14 protein-coding genes and 4 pseudogenes are annotated in these 21215 nt (G+C 64.4%); 11 read left to right on the forward strand and 7 right to left on the reverse strand.

What is annotated here, in order from left to right; all coding sequences use genetic code 11:
* Positions 1 to 82 precede the first annotated feature (82 nt).
* Together AADZ78_RS11735 and AADZ78_RS11740 are read right to left on the reverse strand one after the other, a co-directional pair.
* The gene (locus AADZ78_RS11735) at positions 83 to 2128 is read right to left on the reverse strand and encodes a PPE family protein (RefSeq protein WP_085252731.1); all 2046 of its coding nucleotides are present in this window, start codon (positions 2126 to 2128) and stop codon (positions 83 to 85) included.
* Positions 2129 to 2302: 174 nt separating this feature from the next.
* A pseudogene (locus tag AADZ78_RS11740) lies at positions 2303 to 2479 on the reverse strand (class I SAM-dependent methyltransferase); the annotation flags it as partial.
* 228 nt (positions 2480 to 2707) lie between these two features.
* On the opposite strand from AADZ78_RS11740, the gene fadD11 reads away from it, so the two are divergent.
* Positions 2708 to 4531: a fatty acid--CoA ligase FadD11 gene (gene fadD11 / locus AADZ78_RS11745; RefSeq protein ID WP_085252729.1), complete on the forward strand. Its 1824-nt coding sequence runs from the start codon at positions 2708 to 2710 to the stop codon at positions 4529 to 4531.
* A 13-nt stretch (positions 4532 to 4544) separates the two neighbouring features.
* Positions 4545 to 6284, forward strand: a pseudogene (locus AADZ78_RS11750) (lysophospholipid acyltransferase); the annotation flags it as partial.
* On the opposite strand, the pseudogene AADZ78_RS11755 reads toward AADZ78_RS11750, so the two are convergent.
* Positions 6276 to 7203, reverse strand: a pseudogene (locus tag AADZ78_RS11755) (IS5 family transposase). The pseudogenes AADZ78_RS11750 and AADZ78_RS11755 overlap by 9 nt on opposite strands.
* 46 nt (positions 7204 to 7249) lie before the next feature.
* Between AADZ78_RS11755 and AADZ78_RS29030 the strand changes: the two are divergent.
* The 8 genes and pseudogenes from AADZ78_RS29030 to ilvA all read left to right on the forward strand — a co-directional run.
* Positions 7250 to 7393 (forward strand): annotated as a pseudogene (locus tag AADZ78_RS29030) (hypothetical protein); the annotation flags it as partial.
* A 178-nt stretch (positions 7394 to 7571) separates the two neighbouring features.
* Positions 7572 to 7814 carry a hypothetical protein gene (locus tag AADZ78_RS11760; RefSeq protein WP_239656296.1) on the forward strand — a complete coding sequence of 81 codons (243 nt, stop codon included), beginning with the start codon at positions 7572 to 7574 and terminating at the stop codon, positions 7812 to 7814.
* Positions 7815 to 7823: 9 nt separating this feature from the next.
* Positions 7824 to 9575, forward strand: coding sequence for a fumarate reductase (quinol) flavoprotein subunit (gene frdA / locus AADZ78_RS11765; RefSeq protein WP_085251928.1), 1752 nt, complete (start codon positions 7824 to 7826; stop codon positions 9573 to 9575).
* Between the two features lie 2 nt (positions 9576 to 9577).
* Entirely contained in the window at positions 9578 to 10321 is a 744-nt protein-coding gene (sdhB, locus tag AADZ78_RS11770) for a succinate dehydrogenase iron-sulfur subunit (protein ID WP_085251927.1), read from the forward strand.
* Entirely contained in the window at positions 10318 to 10722 is a 405-nt protein-coding gene (locus AADZ78_RS11775) for a fumarate reductase subunit C (RefSeq protein WP_085251926.1), read from the forward strand. The genes sdhB and AADZ78_RS11775 overlap by 4 nt, the downstream gene beginning before the upstream one ends.
* Positions 10719 to 11084, forward strand: a complete 366-nt coding sequence (frdD, locus tag AADZ78_RS11780) for a fumarate reductase subunit FrdD (protein WP_085251925.1) — start codon at positions 10719 to 10721, stop codon at positions 11082 to 11084. Before AADZ78_RS11775 ends, frdD begins: the two co-directional genes overlap by 4 nt.
* A 49-nt stretch (positions 11085 to 11133) precedes the next feature.
* On the forward strand, positions 11134 to 11571 hold the full coding sequence (locus tag AADZ78_RS11785) for a nitroreductase family deazaflavin-dependent oxidoreductase (RefSeq protein WP_085251924.1): 438 nt from the start codon (positions 11134 to 11136) through the stop codon (positions 11569 to 11571).
* A gap of 33 nt (positions 11572 to 11604) precedes the next feature.
* Positions 11605 to 12894 carry a threonine ammonia-lyase gene (gene ilvA / locus AADZ78_RS11790; RefSeq protein ID WP_085251923.1) on the forward strand — a complete coding sequence of 430 codons (1290 nt, stop codon included), beginning with the start codon at positions 11605 to 11607 and terminating at the stop codon, positions 12892 to 12894.
* Here the strand turns inward: ilvA and AADZ78_RS11795 are convergent.
* Positions 12882 to 13562, reverse strand: a complete 681-nt coding sequence (locus AADZ78_RS11795; protein ID WP_085251922.1) for a pyridoxamine 5'-phosphate oxidase family protein — start codon at positions 13560 to 13562, stop codon at positions 12882 to 12884. The genes ilvA and AADZ78_RS11795 overlap by 13 nt on opposite strands.
* A 41-nt stretch (positions 13563 to 13603) precedes the next feature.
* Here AADZ78_RS11795 and AADZ78_RS11800 point away from each other — a divergent pair, with 41 nt between their 5' ends.
* Positions 13604 to 14929, forward strand: coding sequence for an aminotransferase class I/II-fold pyridoxal phosphate-dependent enzyme (locus AADZ78_RS11800; RefSeq protein WP_085251921.1), 1326 nt, complete (start codon positions 13604 to 13606; stop codon positions 14927 to 14929).
* Positions 14930 to 14984: 55 nt separating this feature from the next.
* On the opposite strand, the gene treZ is transcribed toward AADZ78_RS11800, so the two are convergent.
* The 3 genes from treZ to glgX are packed head-to-tail and all read right to left on the reverse strand — an operon-like array spanning position 14985 to position 21204.
* Positions 14985 to 16718, reverse strand: a complete 1734-nt coding sequence (gene treZ, locus AADZ78_RS11805; RefSeq protein ID WP_085251920.1) for a malto-oligosyltrehalose trehalohydrolase — start codon at positions 16716 to 16718, stop codon at positions 14985 to 14987.
* Entirely contained in the window at positions 16711 to 19008 is a 2298-nt protein-coding gene (treY, locus tag AADZ78_RS11810; RefSeq protein ID WP_085251919.1) for a malto-oligosyltrehalose synthase, read from the reverse strand. Before treY ends, treZ begins: the two co-directional genes overlap by 8 nt.
* A 3-nt stretch (positions 19009 to 19011) precedes the next feature.
* On the reverse strand, positions 19012 to 21204 hold the full coding sequence (gene glgX / locus AADZ78_RS11815) for a glycogen debranching protein GlgX (RefSeq protein WP_085251918.1): 2193 nt from the start codon (positions 21202 to 21204) through the stop codon (positions 19012 to 19014).
* Positions 21205 to 21215 lie beyond the last annotated feature (11 nt).

Genomic DNA, 21215 nt, shown 5'->3' on the forward strand with positions numbered 1-21215 from the left:
GGGCGGCTGCGACGGCGCGGTGAAATGACCTCCGGGCGTCACCGCCAATGTTAGTGCGGCCCAACAAGTTCCAGACTGATCGCTAGTGGATCCAACCCGATGCTTGATCTTCTGCGTTGAGGTACCCGGAGACCTCGTCGCTGAAGTTCGCGAAGCCCGACATGAGGTTGCCGAAGTTGAAAAAGCCCGAAATTGACGTTCCCACGTTGACGAAACCCGAGTTGGCGGCGGTGCCGGTGACTGTGGCTGCCGCGTTTCTGAAGCCCGAGCTGTAGTCACCAACGTTGATGATGCCCGCGTTGTAGTTGCCCTTGTTTGCAAGGCCCGCATTGCCGGTGACGGCGGGGTCCTGACCGGTGTTGTGATCGCTATTGTCGTGGTCGAAGCCCGAGTTATTGGTGCCGGTGTGTGCGTACCCCGAGTTATTGGTGCCGGTGTGCACCCAGCCCGAGTTTTCGACGGGTTGGTTAACCGAGTTGAACAACCCCGTGTTGAGGTCGCCCGAGTTGAGAAAGCCTGTGTTGATGTTGCCCGAGTTGAAGGAACCGGTGTTCGTGTCGCCCGAGTTGAAGTCACCCGTGTTTGTGCTACCCGCATTAAAACTGCCGACGTTTGTGTGGCCTGAGTTGAACAAACCCATGCTGCCACTGACCAAATTTCCGCCCGAGTTTCCGAATCCCGTGTTGGTGGTGCCCGAGTTGAACCAGCCCGTGTTGGTGGTGCCCGAGTTGAACCAGCCCGTGCTGGTGCTGGCCGAGTTGAACCAGCCCGTGCTGAGCGGGCCCGAGTTGCTGAGGCCCGTGCTGAGCTCGCCCGAGTTGCCGAAGCCCGAGTTGCGGTAGCCCGAACTGCCGAACTCCACGCTCAAGGCACCTTTTCCGGTGCCCGAGTTGTGTGCGCCGATGTTTGAATCGCCCGAGTTGAAGAAGCCGATGTTACCGTTGCCCGAGTTTCCGAAGCCGATGTTTCCGCTACCGGAATTCAGGGCGCCGAAACCTATCTGGTTATCGCCGGTGAGTCCGAAGCCGATGTTATTGCTGCCGCGGTTCCCGAAGCCGATGTTGTTGAAGCCTTTGTTCCCGAATCCGATATTGCCAGTGCCAAAGTTGCCGCTGCCAAGGTTCGTGTCGCCGGTGTTGCCGTTACCAAAGTTGGTATTGCCGGTGTTGCCGAACCCAAAATTCGAGTTTCCGGTGTTGCCGCCGCCCAGGTTGAGATTGCCGGTATTTCCGCTGCCAAAGTTGGAATGGCCGGTATTCCCACTACCCGGGTTTGAGTTTCCGACGTTGCCGCTGCCGAGGTTGTAGCCGCCAATGTTTCCGCTACCCAGGTTGAGCCCTCCCGTGTTTCCGCTGCCGAGGTTGAAGTCGCCGGTATTGCCGCCACCCAGGTTGTAACTGCCGATGTTGCCGCTGCCAAGGTTGACGTTCCCGATGTTGGCGATGCCCAAGTTGGTGTCGCCCGTGTTGGCGCTACCCAAGTTGAAACTGCCAAGGTTGCCGATGCCCAGGCTGCCGCTGGCAAAGTTGAAGCCGCCGATGGTGACGTTACCCAGGTCCAGAAAGGGAAGCCCCGCGACGAACACTGCACCGCCGTTCGAGGCTGCCGCGCTCGACACTGGCACGAACGGCGTCAACAACGAGGCGACCGTCGAGACCTCGCCGTGGTAGCCAAGCATCGCGACCACATCCTGGGCCCACATCTCGTCATATGCGGCCTCGGTGGCCGCAATGGCCGGGGCGTTCTGCCCCAACAGATTCGCCGCCACCAGTGAGATCAGCCGACTCCGATTGGCCGTCACCGCGGCCGGATGCACCGTTGCCGCCAACGCTGTCTCGAACGCAGACGCGGCCGCCCGGGCCTGGTTCGCCGCCTGTTCGGCTTGGATCGCCACCGTGCGCAACAATCCCGCATAGGAGCCCGCAACGCCCGTCATCGCGGCCGCTGCCGGACCCCGCCAGGCGCCGCCGACCAACTGAGAGGTCACCGACGAAAATGAGGCCGCTGCCGAACCCAAGTCGCCGGCCAGCCCATCCCAGGCCGACGCCGCCGCCAACATCGGTCCAGATCCCGCACCGGTGAATAGCAGCACCGAATTGACCTCCGGCGGCAACACCGAAAAATTCATCACAACCATCCCGTCGGCCAGCAATGCACGATGGGCCGACGACGTTGTGCGAGCCCAAACCGCAGCGAATCCTATGGATAGACAGCGGGCTTTGGGGCGGCACAGGTTAAATCCGTGTAACGCCGGCCCAACGATGAGGCAGCTGTGACTCTTGTTACGTGCGACGCTCGGAATTCACACGGTGGCAAACCGATAGCGCAAGATGCGTGCCTTACGGGCACCCGCCTTGAACTTCGCGAATACCTTGGTAGCCAAGCGAATCCAGCCCGGAAACAACTCAACCTCGGGAGCATGCGCCAGGCTGGCCTCTTCCACGAGCGTTAACCGCGGATTCCAGGACTCCGCTACCCGGGGCCACCGGCTATCGAGCGCCCTGGCGTACCGGGTCAGCAGCGCAGTCCGCTCAACCGGGGACAGATTGCTGACGTCGATGCTTGGACTGACACCCACTGTCGCCAACGTACTCGGCGCCCCGCCGGCCGGCGAGGCCAAGCGTGCGGGCTTCCGCGCCCCACGACGCGGACGTACGCTCACCGATGTGATGCGGGCAGTGCTGATTCGGGGCTAAGGAGAACCGAAATGACCACAACCGGGCGTCCGACGACCATGTGCGAGGCATTCCAGCGCACCGCGGCGATCGATCCGGACGCCGTGGCGCTGCGGACGCCGGGCGCCACGCAGACGTTGACCTGGCGCGAGTATGCGGCGCAGGTGCGCCAGGTCGCCGCCGGCCTAGCGGGTCTTGGTGTGCGGCGCGGCGACACCGTGTCGCTGATGATGGCAAACCGGATCGAGTTCTATCCGCTCGAGGTAGGTGCCCAACACGTTGGCGCAACCTCGTTTTCGGTGTACAACACGCTGCCCGCCGAGCAGCTGTCCTACCTGTTCGACAATGCCGGCACCAAGGTGGTGATGTGCGAAGAACAATACGTCGACCGCGTGCGCGCCAGCGGTGCCCCCATCGAACACATCATCTGCATTGACGGGACGCCGGCGGGCACACTCTCGGTCGACGACCTGTATGCCGCCGGCAGCACGGATTTCGACTTCGAGTCGAGCTGGCGCGCCGTAGCGCCCGACGACATAGTCACTTTGATTTACACCTCCGGGACGACGGGAAACCCGAAGGGCGTGGAAATGACCCATACGAACATCCTGTTTGAGGGTCACGCCATCGACGAGGTACTCGGAATCCAGTCCGGTGACCGGGTCACGTCGTTCTTGCCGACGGCCCACATCGCCGACCGGATGACGGGCCTGTATCTGCAGGAAATGTTCGGCACCCAGGTCACGGCGCTGTCTGACGGACGCGCAATCGCGGCCGCGCTGCCCGACGTGCGGCCGACGGTATGGGGAGCGGTGCCTCGGGTTTGGGAAAAGCTCAAGGCCGGAATCGAATTCACGGTCAGCCACGAGACCGACGAGATGAAGCGACAGGCGATGCAGTGGGCGCTGTCGGTGGCCGTCAAGCGTGCCGACGCCCTGCTGGCCGGTGACTCGTTGTCGGATGAGGTTGCCGCCGAATGGGCTAAGGCCGACGAGTTGGTGTTGTCCAAGCTGCGCGAGCGGCTCGGCTTCGGCGAGCTTCGGTGGGCCATCTCGGGAGCGGCGCCGATCCCCAGGGAGACCCTGGCGTTCTTCGCCGGCATCGGCGTCCCTATCGCCGAGATCTGGGGGATGTCCGAGCTCAGTTGCGTGGCTACCGCAAGCCATCCCCGCGACGCACGTCTGGGCACCGTCGGCAAACTGCTGCCCGGATTGGAGGGCAAGATCGCCGACGACGGCGAGTTTCTGGTGCGCGGTCCGCTGGTGATGAACGGCTACCGGCGGGAACCGGAGAAGACCGCCGAGGCGATCGACGCCGACGGCTGGCTCCATACCGGTGACATCTTCGACATCGACGCTGACGGTTATCTACGAGTGGTGGATCGCAAGAAGGAGTTGATCATCAATGCGGCCGGCAAGAACATGTCACCGGCCAACATCGAGAACACCATCTTGGCCGCGTGCCCGATGGTCGGCGTCATGCTCGCAATCGGCGATGGGCGACCGTACAACACCGCGCTCATGGTCTTCGACGCTGACTCGGTGGGCCCGTATGCGGCCAGGCGCGGATTAGCGGTCTCGCCCGCTGCCTTGGCAGCCGATCCCGAGGTGATCGCACAGATCGCCGCCGGGGTGGCCGCGGGCAACGCGAAACTGTCTCGGGTGGAACAGATCAAGCGGTTCCGCATCTTGCCCACTCTGTGGGAGCCCGGCGGTGATGAGATAACGCTGACGATGAAGCTCAAGCGCCGGCCGATCGCCACCAAATACGCCGCGGAGATTGAGGAGCTCTACGCGCCTGAGCCGGGACCGCAGATTCACGAACCCGCCGCCGCACCGACGGCACAACCGGTGTGATGGGGGAGCGGCGGTGACTGCACGCGAGGTCGGCCGGGTAGGAGTGCGAAAGTTATTGCAGCGCACCGGCATTATTGACGAGTCGACGGCACCCTTGGCGACCGACCCGGACGAGGTCGCCGAGCTGTTGAACGCCCGATGGTTTGGCGAGCGGCTGGATGCGCTGGCTGACGAGCTGGGCCGCGACCCGCAGAGCGTGCATTCGGAGGCCGCGGGATATCTGCGCGAGGTAGCGGCTTCGCTGGACGAGCGAGCGGTGCAGGCGTGGCGTGGCTTCAGTCGGTGGCTGATGCGAGCCTACGACGTGCTGGTCGACGAGGACCAGATCGCGGAGCTGCGCAAGCTGGATCGCAAGGCGACGCTGGCCTTTGCCTTTTCGCATCGGTCCTACTTGGACGGCCTGTTGCTGCCGGAGGTGATCCAGGCCAACCGCCTCTCGGCGGCGCTGACGTTCGGCGGGTCCAACCTGAACTTCTTTCCGATGGGCGGCTTCGCCAAGCGCACCGGCACGATCTTCATCCGGCGGCAGACCAAAGACATTCCGGTCTACCGGTTCGTGCTGCGGGCCTACACCGCGCAGCTGGTACAGAACCACGTCAATCTCACCTGGTCGATCGAAGGGGGACGGACCCGAACCGGCAAGCTGCGGCCTCCGGTGTTCGGCATCCTGCGCTACATCACCGACGCGGTCGACGAAATCGATGGGCCCGAGGTGTATTTGGTGCCGACGTCCATCGTCTACGACCAGCTGCACGAGGTGGAGGCGATGACCACCGAGGCCTACGGTGCGGTGAAGCGACCCGAAGACCTTCGGTTCTTGATCCGGCTATCGCGCCAGCAAGGTGAACGGCTGGGCCGTGCCTATCTCGATTTCGGTGACCCGTTGCCGCTGCGCAAGCGCCTCGAGGAGATGCGCGCCGACCCGTCGGGCACCGGCACCGAAATCGAACGCATCGCGTTGGACGTGGAGCATCGGATCAACCGCGCCACGCCGGTCACGCCCACGGCGGTGGTGAGTCTGGCATTGCTGGGAGCGGACCGCTCGCTGTCCATCAGCGAGGTGCTGGCCACGGTGCAACCCTTGGCGAGCTATATCGCCGCGCGGAACTGGAAAGTCGCCGGAGCCGCCGACCTGACGAATCGCTCGACAATTCGGTGGACGTTGCACCAGATGGTTGCCTCGGGAGTGGTCAGCGTTTACGACGCCGGGACCGAAGCGGTGTGGGGCGTCGGCGCAGATCGGCATTTGGTAGCGGCGTTTTACCGCAACACCGCCATCCACATTCTGGTCGATCGCGCCATTGCCGAGCTGGCGTTACTTGCGGCTAGTGAAGCATCAGCGGACGGCACCGTCGCCCCGGCGATGGTGCGCGACGAGGCGCTGCGTCTTCGCGAGTTGCTGAAATTCGAGTTTTTGTTCTCCGCACGTGCGCAGTTCGAGAAGGACCTCGCCGACGAAGTGCGCCTGATCGGGCCGGTCGCGGACACCACCAAGGCCGCCAGCGCGGCTGACGTGGGGCGGCTGCTGGAATCGGCGGACCTGCTGCTGGCGCATCTGGTGTTGCGTCCGTTCCTCGACGCGTATCACATCGTCGCCGATCGGCTGGCCGCCCTCGAGGACGAACAGCTCGACGAGGATGCGTTCCTGGCTGAATGTCTACAGGTGGGCAAGCAGTGGGAGCTGCAGCGCAGAATCGCCAACGCCGAGTCGAGGTCGATGGAACTGTTCAAGACCGCGCTGCGGCTAGGGCGTGTCTCCCGATTTGTTGGCCCCTACCCTGGCGTGGATGACGGAGCAGGCCAGTAGCACGCCGCCGAGGTAGGTCAGGGCGTATTTGTCGTAGCGGGTCGCGATTCCGCGCCACTGCTTGAGCCGGCTGAAGCCGCGTTCGACGGTGTTGCGCAGCCCGTAGAGCGTCGCGTCGAAAGCCGGTGGCCGCCCGCCGGCTGACCCCTTGGCCTTGCGCCGGTCAATCTGATCTTGGCGTTCGGGAATGGTGTGCTTGATCTTCTTAGACCGTAATGCGGTACGGGTACTCGGGTGCGAGTAGGCCTTGTCGGCGAGCAACCGAAAATCCGTGCTGCCCAGGGCGTATTCGGCGCATGCCTGGCGATAGTCGTCGAGCAGGGGCATCAGTTGCGGATTGTCGCCGGCCTGGCCGGCGGTCAATCGGATCCTCACCGGAGCTTGGCGCTGATCGGTCAAAGCGTGGATCTTGGTGGTCAGCCCGCCACGCGAACGGCCGATCGCATGATCGTCGGGCTCATCGGCGGATTTCTTGTAATTCGACAGTGCCCCCTGTGTGCAGCGTGTCCGAGCGCGCACCCGCACTGTGCTGGTGTGCCCGCACGTTCGTCGAATCCACCGACAACAACTTCTCGATGCCCTCGGTCATCTCGGCGCCGGACCCGCACGCGGCTGCGACGTGGGCGAACATCTCGTCGTAGGTGCCATCCAGCGACCACCGGTGATGGCGCTTCCACACCGTTTGCCAGGGCCCAAACTCCGCAGGCAGGTCCCGCCACGGGCTTCCCGTGCGAAACCGCCAGACAATCCCTTCCAGAATCAGCCGATGATCACTAAACCTGTTGCCGCGCTTGCCCTCATGCGACGGCATCACCGGCTCGACCACCGCCCAGAACTCATCTGAAATCACACCCATTCGCGTCACTGGACAATCCTCACCAGTCAGGACGCAAATATTCGGGAGACACGCCCTAGCCCGGCATCGCGAGCTGGTCTCGGATTTTCAAGGCGCTGATCATGGGCACGTTGCCAAACGTCGACAGGAATTCGCAGACGAGATCGCGACGGCGACAAGGCGCGTCAATGTGATTGCCGAACTGGCCAGGAGGCGATGATCCCGTCGACAGGGCAGGCCGTCGACGGGGCACGGCAGTGCTGGGTGCCGTGCTCGACGGTCGGACCACGCGGCGATCGATCGTGACCCGTTTAACGGCGAACGGTAGACGCGCAGTCATGGCGGGCATACGCTGAATGTGATCTCGGTCACTCGCGGAACATCGAGGAGGCGGGACGGTGATTGTGGCCACGACGCACTTCCCGAAGCAAAAGGCGCCCTGCGGACATATGGCAGATGGTGAGCATCACATCGAGGGTGACGACGACGGCCTCTCATACGACGACTTGACGTTCTCCTGCGGGTGCCGCGAGATCCGGCACGTGTACCACGACGGATCTACTCGCATACGAACGATCCGACACGACGGCAAAATATTGCGGGACGAGCACTCCGGCGAACACGAGTCGTTCGAGGTGTAAGCCACGGCGATGACCGCGACACACAACATAGTGGTGATCGGTGGCGGTGGCGCGGGCCTGCGTGCGGCAATAGCGATAGCGGAAACGAATCCGCGATTGAATGTGGCGATTGTCTCCAAGGTGTACCCGATGCGCAGCCACACCGTCTCTGCAGAGGGCGGCGCGGCTGCCGTGGCGGGCGAGGACGACAGCCTGGACGAACACGCGCACGACACCATATCCGGTAGTGACTGGCTGTGCGACCAAGATGCGGTCGAGGTGTTCGTCGCCGAGGCGCAGCGGGAGTTGATCCAGCTCGAGCATTGGGGCTGTCCGTGGAGCCGTAGGCCGGACGGGCGCATCGCCGTTCGCGCATTCGGCGGGATGCAGAAGCAACGCACCTGGTTCGCCGCTGACAAGACCGGATTTCACCTGCTACACACGCTGTTTCAGCGCCTCCTCGGGTACCCGGACATCGTGCGTTACGACGAGTGGTTCGCCACGACCCTGCTCGTCGACGAGGGCAGGATATGTGGCGTTGTCGCTATCGAGCTGGCGACCGGACGTATCGAGACGATCCTCGCCGACGCGGTGATCGTATGCACCGGCGGATGCGGGCGGGTGTTTCCCTTCACCACCAACGCGAACATCAAGACCGGCGATGGAATGGCTCTGGCGTATCGTGCCGGCGCGCCGCTGAAGGACATGGAGTTCGTCCAGTACCACCCCACCGGTCTGCCGTTCACCGGAATCTTGATCACTGAGGCCGCACGAGCAGAAGGCGGCTGGCTACTCAACAAAGACGGCTATCGCTACCTGCAGGATTACGACCTGGGCAAACCCACACCCGAGCCGAAGCTGCGCAGCATGGAGCTCGGTCCCCGCGACCGGGTGTCTCAGGCCTTCGTCCACGAGCACGAGAAGGGACGGACCGTCGACACCCCGTACGGTCCCGTCGTCTACCTCGACATCCGGCACCTCGGTGCCGCCTTGATCGACGAAAAGTTGCCGTTCATTCGTGAGCTGTGCCGCGACTACCAGCACATCGACCCGGTTACCGAATTGATCCCGGTGCAACCCGTGGTGCACTACATGATGGGTGGCATTCACACGGATATCGACGGCGCCACAACAGTTCCGGGGCTATACGCGGCAGGCGAAACGGCATGCGTGAGCATCAATGGCGCCAACAGGTTGGGCTCCAATTCGTTGCCGGAGTGCCTGGTGTTCGGAGCCCGAGCGGGCCGCGCCGCGGCGGAGTTTGCCGCCGAGCATGCGGGGACGACCCGTGGGGCTTCGCCCGCCGTGCAGGCACAGGCACGCACGGAGGCGCTGCGACTGGAGCGTGAGCTGAGTCGCCACGCCGACGGCAGCGACCGAATCGCCGATATTCGGTCGGACATGCGGGACACCTTGGAAACGGCCGCCGGAATCTATCGAGACGGGCCCACCCTCACCAAGGCGGTCGACCAGATCCGGGTGCTGCAAGAACGATTCGCGAAGGTGGGCATCGACGATCACAGCCACACGTTCAATACCGAGCTGCTGGCGCTGCTCGAGTTGTCGGGGATGCTCGATGTAGCTCAGACGATCATCGAATCTGCCTTGCGCCGCGAAGAATCTCGCGGCGCACACCAGCGAACCGACTTCCCCAACCGTGACGACGAACATTTCTTGGCGCACACACTGGTTCATCGAGAACCCGACGGAAGCGCGCGAGTCGACTACCTTCCGGTCACGATCACGCGCTGGCCTCCGGGCGAACGGGTGTATGGGAGGTAGCGATGGCGGAACGAATAGTCATGGAGGTCGCCAGGTATCGACCGGAGATCGAATCCGCCCCTGTGCTGGAGGTTTACGAAGTTCCCTTCGCCCGCGAATGGGCCATCCTGGACGGCCTGAACTACATCAAGGACCACATCGACGGAACACTGACCTTCCGGTGGTCGTGCCGGATGGGAATATGCGGCAGCTCAGGCATGACGATCAATGGCGACCCGAAACTGGCGTGTGCGACGTTCCTCGTCGACTATCTGCCGGGACCGGTGCGAGTCGAGCCGATGCGAAACTTCCCGGTGATCCGCGATCTCGTCGTCGACATCGGTGACTTCATGGACAAGCTACCCAGAGTCAAGCCGTGGATCATCCGGGATGCTGAGCCGCCCCCCGAGGATGGCGAATATCTGCAGACCCCAACGGAATTGGACGAATTCAAACAGTTCAGCTTGTGCATCAACTGTATGTTGTGCTACTCGGCATGCCCGGTGTATGCGCTGGACCCAGACTTCCTCGGTCCCGCGGCGATCGCCCTGGGACAGCGCTACAACCTGGATTCGCGCGACGAAGGTGCGGCCGATCGCAGTGACGTGCTGGCCGCGGCCGACGGCGCATGGGCGTGCACGTTCGTCGGGGAATGCTCGACGGCTTGTCCAAAGGGTGTCGATCCGGCAGGTGCGATACAGCGCTACAAGCTCAGCGCGGCAATGGATTCGGTGAAGAAACTGCTGCTCCCGAAGGGCGCGCGATGACAAGCGTTTCTCGCGAGCCGGTCCGCGCGTATCGTCAGCCGATGCCCAGGCTTTGGTGGCTGAAGCGGCGCTCTTACCTCTCGTTCATGCTTCGCGAGATCAGTTGCGTTGCCGTGGCCTGGTGTGTCGTGTATGTGTTGTTGCTGGTGAATGCCGTTGGCGCCGGACGGGATTCATACCTTCGTTTCCTGGACTTCAGCGCTAATCCACTGGTGGTTTCGCTGAACGTCGTCGCATTGATTTTCCTTCTGCTACACGCGGTTACCTGGTTCGCTCTGGCGCCGCGCGCGATTGTGGTTCACATCCGGGGAAACCGCGTTGCCGCCCCCGCAATTCTTGCGGGCCATTATGCGGCGTGGCTGGTCGTGTCGGTGGTCGTCGCCTGGGTGGTGATGTCGTGAGCACGACCGCACCCCGTCGACGGTCACCCGAGCCCGTCTTGTGGCTGCTGTTCAGCTCAGGAGGCATGGCCGCCGCTCTCGTCCTGCCGGTCCTGCTGTTCATATTCGGATTGGCGTTTCCGCTCGGGTGGCTCGAGGCGCCGGACCATACGCAGCTGCTGTCAATTGTGCGAAATCCGTTGACCAAGCTTGTTCTTCTGGGCGTTAGCGTACTGGCCATGTTCCATTGGGCGCACCGCTTCCGGTTCGTGCTCGAGCACGGGTTGCAATTGGGCGGGTTCGACCGCGTGATCGCCCCGTGCTGTTACGGCACAGCCGTATTGGGATCTGCGGCGGCGAGTTGGGTCTTGCTCACCGCGTGAGCCGGTTAGTGGTTCGGGCCGCGGTCGTATTGGGCATAGGGTGGTTGGCATGCCTCTTTCTGGTGAATATGCACCCAGCCCGCTCGACTGGTCCCGCGAACAAGCCGACAAGTACCTGGAATCCGGCGGAACCCAAGGCACGGATCTGCAGGGCAAGCCCGTCATCCTGCTGACCACCGTCGGAGCCAAGACCGGCAAACTCCGCAGGACGCCGCTGATGCGAATCGAGCACAACGGCGACTACGCAATCGTTGCCTCGCTCGGCGGCGCTCCCAAGAACCCGGTCTGGTACCACAACGTGGTGAAGAACCCGCGGGTCGAGCTGCAGGACGGAACCGTGGCCGGCGATTACCACGCCCGCGAGGTGTTCGGCGACGAGAAGGCCACGTGGTGGGCGCGGGCGGTCGAGGTCTGGCCGGACTACGCCGAATACCAGAAGAAGACCGACCGCCAGATTCCGGTTTTCGTGCTGACCCCGGTGAGCTGACCCGCCAGTTGGGCGACATGGCACCATTGATCGGTGTCCGCTGAACTGAGCCAGAGCCCCGGTGGCCCGATGACTCTACCGCTGTGCGCGGCGGACATTGACAGTGCCGCGAAGCGGATCGCCCCGGTTGCCACTTCCACGCCATTGCAGCTGAGCGATCGATTGTCGGTGATCACCGGTGCGAACGTTTACCTCAAGCGCGAAGATCTGCAGACGGTGCGGTCCTACAAGCTGCGTGGGGCCTACAACCTGCTGGTGCAGCTGTCCGATGAGGAGCTGGCCAACGGCGTGGTGTGCTCCTCCGCCGGCAATCATGCGCAGGGGTTCGCGTACGCGTGCCGGTCACTGGGTGTGCACGGCCGCGTCTATGTGCCGGCCAAGACGCCCAAACAAAAGCGTGACCGGATTCGCTACCACGGCGGGGAGTTCATCGAACTGATCGTGGGCGGTTCCACCTACGATCTCGCCGCCGAGGCGGCACTCGCGGATGTGCGACGGACCGGCGCCACGTTGGTACCGCCGTACGACGACCTGCGCACCATTGCCGGCCAGGGCACTATTGCCGTCGAGATCCTGGACGCGCTCGGTGGAGAGCCCGACCTGGTGGTGGTCCCCGTGGGTGGCGGCGGCTGCATCGCCGGGATCACCACATACCTGGCCGAGCGGACCACCAACACCGCTGTGCTAGGCATCGAACCCGCTGGTGCTGCCGCGATGATGGCCGCCTTGGCGGCTGGTGAGCCGGTGACGCTGGACCATGTCGACCAGTTCGTCGACGGCGCCGCGGTGAACCGGGCGGGCACGCTGACGTATGCCGCCCTCGCGGCCGCCGGCGACATGGTGTCGATCACCACCGTCGACGAGGGTGCGGTGTGCACCGCGATGCTCGACCTCTACCAGAACGAGGGGATCATTGCCGAACCGGCGGGCGCGCTGTCGGTCGCCGGACTTTTGGAAGCCGACGTCGAGCCGGGGTCCACCGTGGTCTGCCTGATCTCGGGTGGCAACAACGACGTGTCCCGCTATGGCGAGGTGCTCGAGCGCTCGCTGGTCCACCTGGGCCTCAAGCACTACTTCCTAGTGGACTTTCCCCAGGAGCCCGGAGCGCTGCGCCGTTTCCTCGACGAAGTGCTTGGTCCCAATGACGACATCACCTTGTTCGAATACGTCAAGCGCAACAACCGCGAGACCGGTGAGGCGCTGGTGGGCATCGAGCTGGGGTCGGCCGCGGACCTGGATGGCCTGTTGACCCGGATGCGGGCGACTGAGCTTCACGTCGAGACCCTCGAGCCCGGTTCCCCGGCCTATCGCTACCTGCTGTAGCCCGAAGGTCGACGCTCGACGGCTGCGGCAAGGTATGCCGGCAACGGGGTAGCGGGGTCGAGATCGCCGGCCGGCTGCGGAGTTCCCGACGTCAGGCGCAGCGGTACCACGCCCGCCCAATATGGCAATGCGCTGTCTTCCGGATCGTCGACCGGGCCGCCGCTGCGCACCTTGGCCGACACCTCAACGAGGTCCAGCGCGAGCACCGCCGTCGCGGCGAGCTCACGCGCGTTCGGGGACCGGCAGTCGGCTGCGCGCCCGGATCGGATGTGGTCGAGCAGGGCGCCGAGAGCCCGTCGCTTCTCGGCAGGATCCGCGACCAAGCGCGCGGTGCCCACCACGACGACGGAGCGGTAATTCAGCGAATGGTGCATCGCCGCCCTGGCCAGCACCAGCCCGTCGACAAGGGTGGCCGTCAAGCAGACCGACAGGCCGGATGGTTTCGCGGCGAGCATGGGGCCGCTGCCGGTCGAGCCGTGGATGTACAGGACTTCACCGAAGCGGGCGTGCGTCGTCGGCAGGACCACCGGTCTGCCGGCGTTGACATAGCCGAGGTGACAGATCAGCGCCTCGTCGAGGATGCGATGCACCGTCTCGCGGTCGTAGTGCGCGCGTTCACGGTAGCGGGTCGGGGTCGTTCGTGTCGTCGGGCGATATGCGGTATCCAATTTGGTTGCCTTGCATATTGTACTAGTACATAATATTCACTGTGCCAGTACAATACAGGATTTCAGGAAAGGGCGCGGAGTCGATCGCGGGCAGCATCGAGGAGGCCATCTCTGCGGGCCGGTTGGCGCCCGGCGACACCCTTCCGCCGATCCGCGAAGTCGCAGCGCAAGTCGGCGTGAATGTCAATACCGTTGCCGCCGCTTACCGCCTGCTCCGCGATCGCGGGGCCGTCGAAACTGCGGGACGGCGCGGGACCCGCGTGCGCGATCGGCCCGCGACCACGCCCCGATCCCTGCTCGGCCTTGGCGTCCCCGCAGGTGCGCGCGATCTGTCGACTGGTAACCCCAACCCTGCGCTGCTACCCATTGCCGACCTGAGATTGCCTGCCGGTTCCCACACGCCCGTGCTGTACGGCGAGTCGGCGGTGTCGGCCGAGCTTGCCGAGTTCGCCCGCGCAACCCTGACCGCCGACGGCGTCGGGGCAGATCACCTCACGGTGACCAGCGGCGCACTCGATGGCATCGAGCGGGTGCTCACCGCATACCTGCGTCCGGGTGACCGGGTAGCCGTCGAGGATCCGGGCTGGGCAAATTTGTTAGATCTTCTTGCGGCACTGGGGCTTTCGGCCGAGCCGGTTCGGGTCGACGACGATGGGCCATTGATTCTGGAGATGGCCCGGGCGCTGCGCCGCGGTGTGCGGGCGGTTGTCGTCACCAGTCGTGCGCAGAACCCGACCGGGGCAGCGTTGTCCGCGGATCGCGCCGGCGCACTGCGCAGCCTGTTGGCGGGCCGGTCCAGCGACCTGCTGGTCGTCGAGGACGACCACTGCGCCGGCATCGCCGGCACGCCACTGCACTCGTTGGCCGGGTCCACGCGCCGGTGGGCATTCGTCCGGTCGGCGTCGAAGGCCTACGGCCCTGACCTGCGGCTCGCCGTCCTGGCTGGAGATCGCCGCACCATTGAGCGGGTGCACGGACGGCTGCGGCTTGGGCCGGGCTGGGTGAGCCGCCTGCTGCAAGACCTCGCTGTCAGCTTGTGGTCCGACGACGCGGCGACGCGCCTTGTCCTCGCGGCCGAGGAGCGCTACGCGAGCAACCGGTCGCAGTTGTGTGCGGCGCTGTCCGATCGTGGCGTCGCCGCCCACGGTCGGTCGGGGCTCAACGTCTGGATCCCGGTTGTCGACGAGGCGGCCGCCATCACCCGGTTGCTCAACGCTGGCTGGGCCGCGGCGCCGGGAACGCGGTTCCGGATCGTCACGTCACCGGGAATGCGGATCACCATCGCTGATCTGGCCAGCGACGAGATCGATCCGCTCGCCGACGCCGTTGCCGAGGCCGTACACGGTACCGGCCGTCGCAGCGTGTAAGTTCGCGGCGCGAGCAGACGTAAAAGCGCCCAAAACCGCATGGTTTTGGGGGCTTTTACGTCCGCTCGCGCAAACGAAGCGCGGCGAACGAATGCGGCGGTAGCTGGGTAGCTGTGGCTGCGATGTTCGGTGAATCCCAGGCCAAGACCAGCTGGCCGCTGACCGGCACACTGGTCTCCCGAGCGCCGAAATTGCAAGCGATCACGAGTCGGTTGCGGCGCACCACAATCCAGCGTTGCTCTTCGTCGTAATCGACAACGAGGTGATCCAGCCAGGGGTCTGCCAGGTCAGGCTCGCTGTGCCGCAGGGCAATCAGATCGCGATACAGACGATGCAACCGGGCGTGCTCGCCGGTGCCGACCTCGTCCCAGTCCAACTTGGAGCGCGCAAAGGTCTGCGGGTCTTGCGGGTCGGGTATCTCGTCGGCGCCCCAGCCGTGCTCGGCGAACTCCTCTTTGCGGCCGTCCCTGGTGGCTTGCGCCAGCTCGGGTTCGGGATGCGAGCTAAAGAACTGAAACGGGGTCGATGCACCCCATTCCTCGCCCATGAAAAGCATTGTGGTGTACGGCGACCCGAGTGCCAGTGCGGCTTTGATCGCCAGCTGACCGTTAGTCAGATTCTGCGATGGGCGATCCCCGAGCGCGCGGTTGCCGACCTGGTCGTGGGTGCACGTATAGGCCACTAGCCGGGTGGCGGGGATCGCCGAGGTGTCCAGGGGACGCCCATGGCGCCTGCGCCGGAACGACGAGTAGGTGCCGGCGTGGAAGAAGCCATGGCGCAACGTGTGTGCCAGGGTGGCCAGTGACCCAAAGTCGGCGTAGTAGCCCTGGCGCTCGCCCGATACCGCGGAATGGATGGCGTGATGGATATCGTCGTCCCACTGCGCGGTGAGCCCGTAGCCACCACGGTCGCGCGAATCGATCAGCCTCGGATCATTGAGGTCGCTCTCGGCGATCAACGCCAGCGGACGTCCCAATTGCTGGGACAACCAATCGGTCTCGGCGGCGAGCTCTTCGAGGATATGCACGGCCGTGGTGTCCACCAGAGCGTGCACGGCGTCCAGCCGCAGGCCGTCGGCGTGAAAGTCACGCATCCAGCGCAGCGCGCACCCGATGATGTAGTGCCGGACCTCGTCGGAGTCGGCGTCGGCGATATTGATCCCTTCACCCCACGGGTTGCGTGCCGACGAGAGGTAGGGCCCGAACCGTGGCAGGTAATTGCCCGACGGGCCCAGATGATTGAAAACGGTATCGATCAGCACGCCCAAGCCACGCGCGTGGCACGCGTCGACGAACCTGACCAGCCCGTCGGGGCCGCCGTAAGGCTCGTGCACGCTGTACCAAAGCACGCCGTCGTATCCCCAGCCGTGGCTGCCGGAGAACGAGTTGACCGGCATCAGCTCGACGAAGTCAACGCCGAGATCGACCAGGTAGTCCAGCTTTTCGATGGCCGAGTCGAACGTGCCGCCCGGTGTGAAGGTACCGATGTGCAGCTCGTAGATCACCGCGCCTTCGACGGACCGGCCATCCCAGTGGTCGTCGGTCCAACGGGCGCCGGTGACGTCCCACAGTTGCGAGCGTGCGTGCACTCCGTCGGGTTGGCGCGCTGATCGAGGATCGGGCAAGACGGTGGAATCACCGTCGAGCACATAGCCGTACCGGGCGTCCGGCGCGGTGTCCACGGTCGCGTGCCACCAGCCGTCGTCCGAGCGGGTCATGGCGTGCACGACGCCTTCGACGTCGAGCCGTACCAGCTCCGGTGTGGGTGCCCAGACCCGGAATTCAGGCATGGTTGCGCTCCATCAGGACGACGGGCAGGTCCGCAAACAACTTGGCGGCCGACGTCGGACCACTTGCCGTCGCACCGGTAATCCGGTCGGTCCAGGAGCCCTCAGGCAGCGGCACCACCGTGTCACCCCAGCGCGTTTCGGCCAGCCGCACCGTCCAGCGCGTCACCGCGACCAGTACGTCGTCACCTCGGCAAAACGCTACGACATGGTCACCGGCCTGCCCGCTCGCGAGCACCGGAAGGTAGTCGCCGTGCAGGAAGCAGTCCGGACGCGAGCGACGTAGTCGAAGTGCCGCGGTAACGACCCGAATCTTGGGGTGCTGCAACCCTTTCAGTGCGGCCCGGCGAGCGGTGTAGTCGACCTCGCGGCGGTTGTCCGGGTCGACCAGGCTGTCGTCCCACAGCTCGGTGCCCTGGTAGACGTCGGGGATGCCGGGGACGGTCAGGGCGAGAAGCTTCTGGCCCAGCGCATCACTTGTCGCATGAGCGTTGAGCTGGGTGACAAGTTCGGTCAGCGCGCCAGCCGCCGGCCCGTCAAGCACGGTATCCAGCCACCGGTGCACCGAATCCTCGAAAGTGGTATCCGGGTCGATCCACGACGTGTGCCACGCTGCTTCCCGGATGGCCTTCTCCGCGTAGGCGTGCAGCCGGCGGCGCAGCTGGTCGCTGATCTCGCCACTCACCGGCCACACCCCGAAAATGTTCTGCCACAGGAACAATCCCGTTGCGGGATCGGGGGAGGGGGCCTGCGTCTCCCAACGGGCGACGAACTCCGTCCACAGCGACGGCACCTGCGACAGCACGCCGATGCGGGCGCGCACGTCCTCACCGCGTTTGGTGTCGTGACTGGACAGCGTCGTCATTGCCTGCGGCCATAACCGGGCCCGGGCGGCGGCCCGGTTATGAAACTCCGCGGCGCCGACGCCAAACCGGTGCGGTTCGCCACCCACCTCGTTGAGTGACACCAGCCGGGCGTCGCGGTAGAACATGCAGTCCTCCACGGCCTTGGCGGTCACCGCTCCACACAGTTGTTGCAGACGGGTGGCCGGGTCGCCGCCGCGGGCCAAAGCGGCGGCGAGTACCCGCAACGCTGGCCCGAATTCTGGTGTCGCCATTTGGGTTTCAGCCAATGCGCGGGGAAGGATCGCCGCCAGACCGGGGTAGTCACAGCGGTAAACCCCAATATGGGTGAGCAGTGCGGCGATCGCCTCGGGCAGCAGCGAATCGTCGCGCCCGGCCGCCGCCGCGACGGACCGACGCAGCCTACCCAGCTCACTGGCCAGAGTGTCGGTAGCGGCCCGGGTCTTGAGGTCAGCCAATATCGCCGGCATCGCGCGATAGTCCACGCCCGCGGATTCGACCAGCGCCGTCAGCGCCGCTTCCCCGCTCGGGTCGACGAAGATGCCGCCGACTTCGCGCAGCACATCGTAGCCAGTCGTGCCGGCCACCGGCAGCGTCGGCTCCAACGCCTCGTCGACCGCCAGGATTTTCTCGATCACGATCCAGGCGTGCGGGCCTACCAACTCCCGCAACCACACCAAATACCCTGGCGGGTCGGACAATCCGTCGAGGTGGTCGATCCGTACCCCGTCCACGAGGCCCTCGGTGAACCAGCGCGCGACTTCGGCGTGGCTGGCGTCAAACACTATCCGGTCTTCCTGGCGCAGTGCGGCCAGCGAGGTGATCGAGAAGAAGCGGCGATAGCCACACAGTCCGCGCCGCCAGCCCACCAGCCGATAATGCTGGCGGTCATGAACTTCCGGTCCGGTGCCCGCACCGGTTCCGGGCGCGATCGGAAACGCCAGCTCACCCAGCCGCAGCCGATCGCCGTCCACCGTCAGATCGGCGACGTCCTCGTCAGAACCCAGCACCGGCAACACAATCCGGCCATCGGCAAGATCCCAGTCGATATCGAAGAAGGTGGCGTAGTGCGACGACCGTCCATGCCGCAAGACGTCCCACCACCATGGGTTCTGTTCGGGTTTGTCGATCCCGACGTGGTTGGGCACGATGTCGACGATTAGCCCCATACCGCGCGCCCGTGCGGCCAGCGACAGCCGCGCAAGGCCGGCGGGACCGCCAAGCTCCGCCGACACCGTCGCCGGGTCGGTGACGTCATAACCGTGCGTCGATCCGCCGACCGCGGTCAGGATGGGGGACAGGTACAGATGTGACACCCCGAGGTCGTCAAGGTAGTCCAGCAGGTTCTCGGCGTCGGCGAAGGTGAACCCGAGTCCGCTCGACGCACCGCGCAGTTGCAACCGGTAGGTCGATAGAACCGGAAAAGACATGTGTCACAAGGTCTTACGCAAAATGAGAACGGATCGCGCCGGCAATGCAATCTCCTCGCCGTCCTTGACAACTCGTTCCGCGACACCGGTGGGGCTGGTGGTGTCCAGTTCCACGGTCCACTCTCTGGCGTAGTCATCGTGCGGCATGACGAAGTTGACCTCATGGTCATGGGCGTTGAAGCACAGCAGGAATGAGTCATCGACAATGCGTTCGCCGCGCCGGTCAGGTTCGGGCAGGGCTTGGCCGTTGAGAAACACCGCAATGCTCTTGCCGAAGTCGTTGTCCCAATCTTGGGCGGTCATCTCCTGACCGGCCGGTGTCAGCCAGGCGATGTCACGGACTTCGGCACCGCTGCGGATCGGCTGGCCCTTCAGGAACCGGCGGCGACGAAACACCGGATGCTTCCGACGCAACCGGGTCACCTTCCGGGCAAAGGCCAACTGATCGGCGTTCTTCTCGACCAACGACCAATCCATCCAGGACAATGCCGAATCTTGGCAGTACACATTGTTGTTGCCCTGTTGGGTGCGTCCGATCTCGTCGCCATGCAAGAACATCGGTGTGCCCTGGCTGACCATCAGGGTGGCCATGATGTTGCGCATCTGTTGGCTGCGCAATGCGAGGACCTCCGGATCGTCGGTGGGGCCTTCGACCCCGCAGTTCCAGGATCGGTTGTGGCTCTCGCCGTCCCTGTTGTCCTCGCCATTGGCCTCGTTGTGCTTTTCGTTGTAGGAGACCAGGTCGTTGAGCGTGAAGCCGTCGTGTGCAGTGACGAAATTGATGCTGGCGCCGGGGCGGCGCCCGGTCGCCTCGTAGAGGTCCGACGACCCGGTCAGCCGCGACGCGAACTCGCCCAGCGTCGCGGGTTCGCCCCGCCAGTAATCGCGCACGGTGTCGCGGTACTTCCCGTTCCATTCGGTCCACAAACCTGGAAAATTGCCCACCTGATAGCCGCCTTCGCCCAGATCCCATGGCTCGGCGATCAACTTGACCTGGCTGACGACCGGGTCTTGCTGCACCATGTCGAAAAACGACGACAGCCGGTCGACCTCGTAGAACTCGCGGGCGAGCGTGGCCGCCAGGTCGAAGCGGAAGCCGTCGACGTGCATTTCGAGCACCCAGTAACGCAGCGAGTCCATGATCAATTGCAGGGTGTGCGGATGGCGGACGTTGAGGCTGTTACCGGTGCCGGTGAAATCCTTGTAGTGGCGCAGGTCGCCGTCGACGAGCCGATAGTAGGCGGCGTTGTCGATGCCCCGGAAGTTGATGGTGGGACCCAGGTGATTGCCTTCGGCGGTGTGGTTGTAGACCACGTCGAGAATCACCTCGATGCCCGCCTCATGGAAGGTGCGGACCATCGCCTTGAACTCGGCAACCGCGCCGCCCGGCTTTCGGGTCGCCGCGTACTGGTAGTGCGGTGCCAGGAAGCCGAATGTGTTGTAGCCCCAATAATTCCGCAGCCCTAGATCCAGCAGCCGGTGGTCGTGCAGGAATTGGTGGACCGGCATCAGCTCGATGGCGGTCACGTTCAGCGACTTGAGATGATCGATGATCACCGGGTGGGCCAGCCCCGCATAGGTGCCGCGCAATTCCTGTGGGATGCCAGGATGCGTCTGGGTCATGCCCTTGACGTGCGCCTCGTAAATGATGGTTTCGTGGTACGGCGTGCCGGGCGCGCGGTCGGATGCCCAGTCGAAGAACGGGTTGATCACGACGCTGGTCATGGTGTGACCGAGCGAGTCGACCATCGGCGGAGTGCCGGTTTCCGACGGGTTCTGCGCCGCGACCGCCATGTCGTAGGAGAACAGCGCCTGCCCGAACTTGAAATCGCCGACGAACGACTTCCCGTACGGATCGAGCAACAGCTTGCTCGGATCACACCGATGACCCGCGTTCGGATCGAACGGTCCGTGCACGCGAAATCCGTAGCGCTGCCCGGGTGTAACGGCCGGCAGGTAGCAATGCCAGAGGTAGCCGTCGACTTCGTCGAGATTGATCCGGCTTTCGGTACCGTCGCGGGCGATCAAGCACAGCTCGACCTTCTCGGCGACTTCGGAGAACAGCGAAAAGTTGGTGCCCGCCCCGTCATACGTCGCCCCGAGGGGAAACGGTGTCCCCGGCCATACCGTGGCCAGCGAGGGGGAGGTATCGGCGCTGTCAAACGATTCCTCGGTCCCACTTTCGGTCCCAGCCATTACTCGACCTT

Origin of the sequence: Mycobacterium riyadhense (assembly GCF_963853645.1) — a bacterium.
In the GTDB taxonomy this organism is placed as follows: domain Bacteria; phylum Actinomycetota; class Actinomycetes; order Mycobacteriales; family Mycobacteriaceae; genus Mycobacterium; species Mycobacterium riyadhense.

Bases quoted from the DNA above. Each gene is read 5' to 3' on its own strand.
- AADZ78_RS11735 (WP_085252731.1), bottom strand. From the start codon at position 2,128: ATGAATTTTTCGGTGTTGCCGCCGGAGGTCAATTCGGTGCTGCTATTC.
- fadD11 (WP_085252729.1), top strand. From the start codon at position 2,708: ATGACCACAACCGGGCGTCCGACGACCATGTGCGAGGCATTCCAGCGC.
- frdA (WP_085251928.1), top strand. From the start codon at position 7,824: ATGACCGCGACACACAACATAGTGGTGATCGGTGGCGGTGGCGCGGGC.
- sdhB (WP_085251927.1), top strand. From the start codon at position 9,578: ATGGCGGAACGAATAGTCATGGAGGTCGCCAGGTATCGACCGGAGATC.
- AADZ78_RS11775 (WP_085251926.1), top strand. From the start codon at position 10,318: ATGACAAGCGTTTCTCGCGAGCCGGTCCGCGCGTATCGTCAGCCGATG.
- AADZ78_RS11785 (WP_085251924.1), top strand. From the start codon at position 11,134: ATGCCTCTTTCTGGTGAATATGCACCCAGCCCGCTCGACTGGTCCCGC.
- treZ (WP_085251920.1), bottom strand. From the start codon at position 16,718: ATGCCTGAATTCCGGGTCTGGGCACCCACACCGGAGCTGGTACGGCTC.
- treY (WP_085251919.1), bottom strand. From the start codon at position 19,008: ATGTCTTTTCCGGTTCTATCGACCTACCGGTTGCAACTGCGCGGTGCG.
- glgX (WP_085251918.1), bottom strand. From the start codon at position 21,204: ATGGCTGGGACCGAAAGTGGGACCGAGGAATCGTTTGACAGCGCCGAT.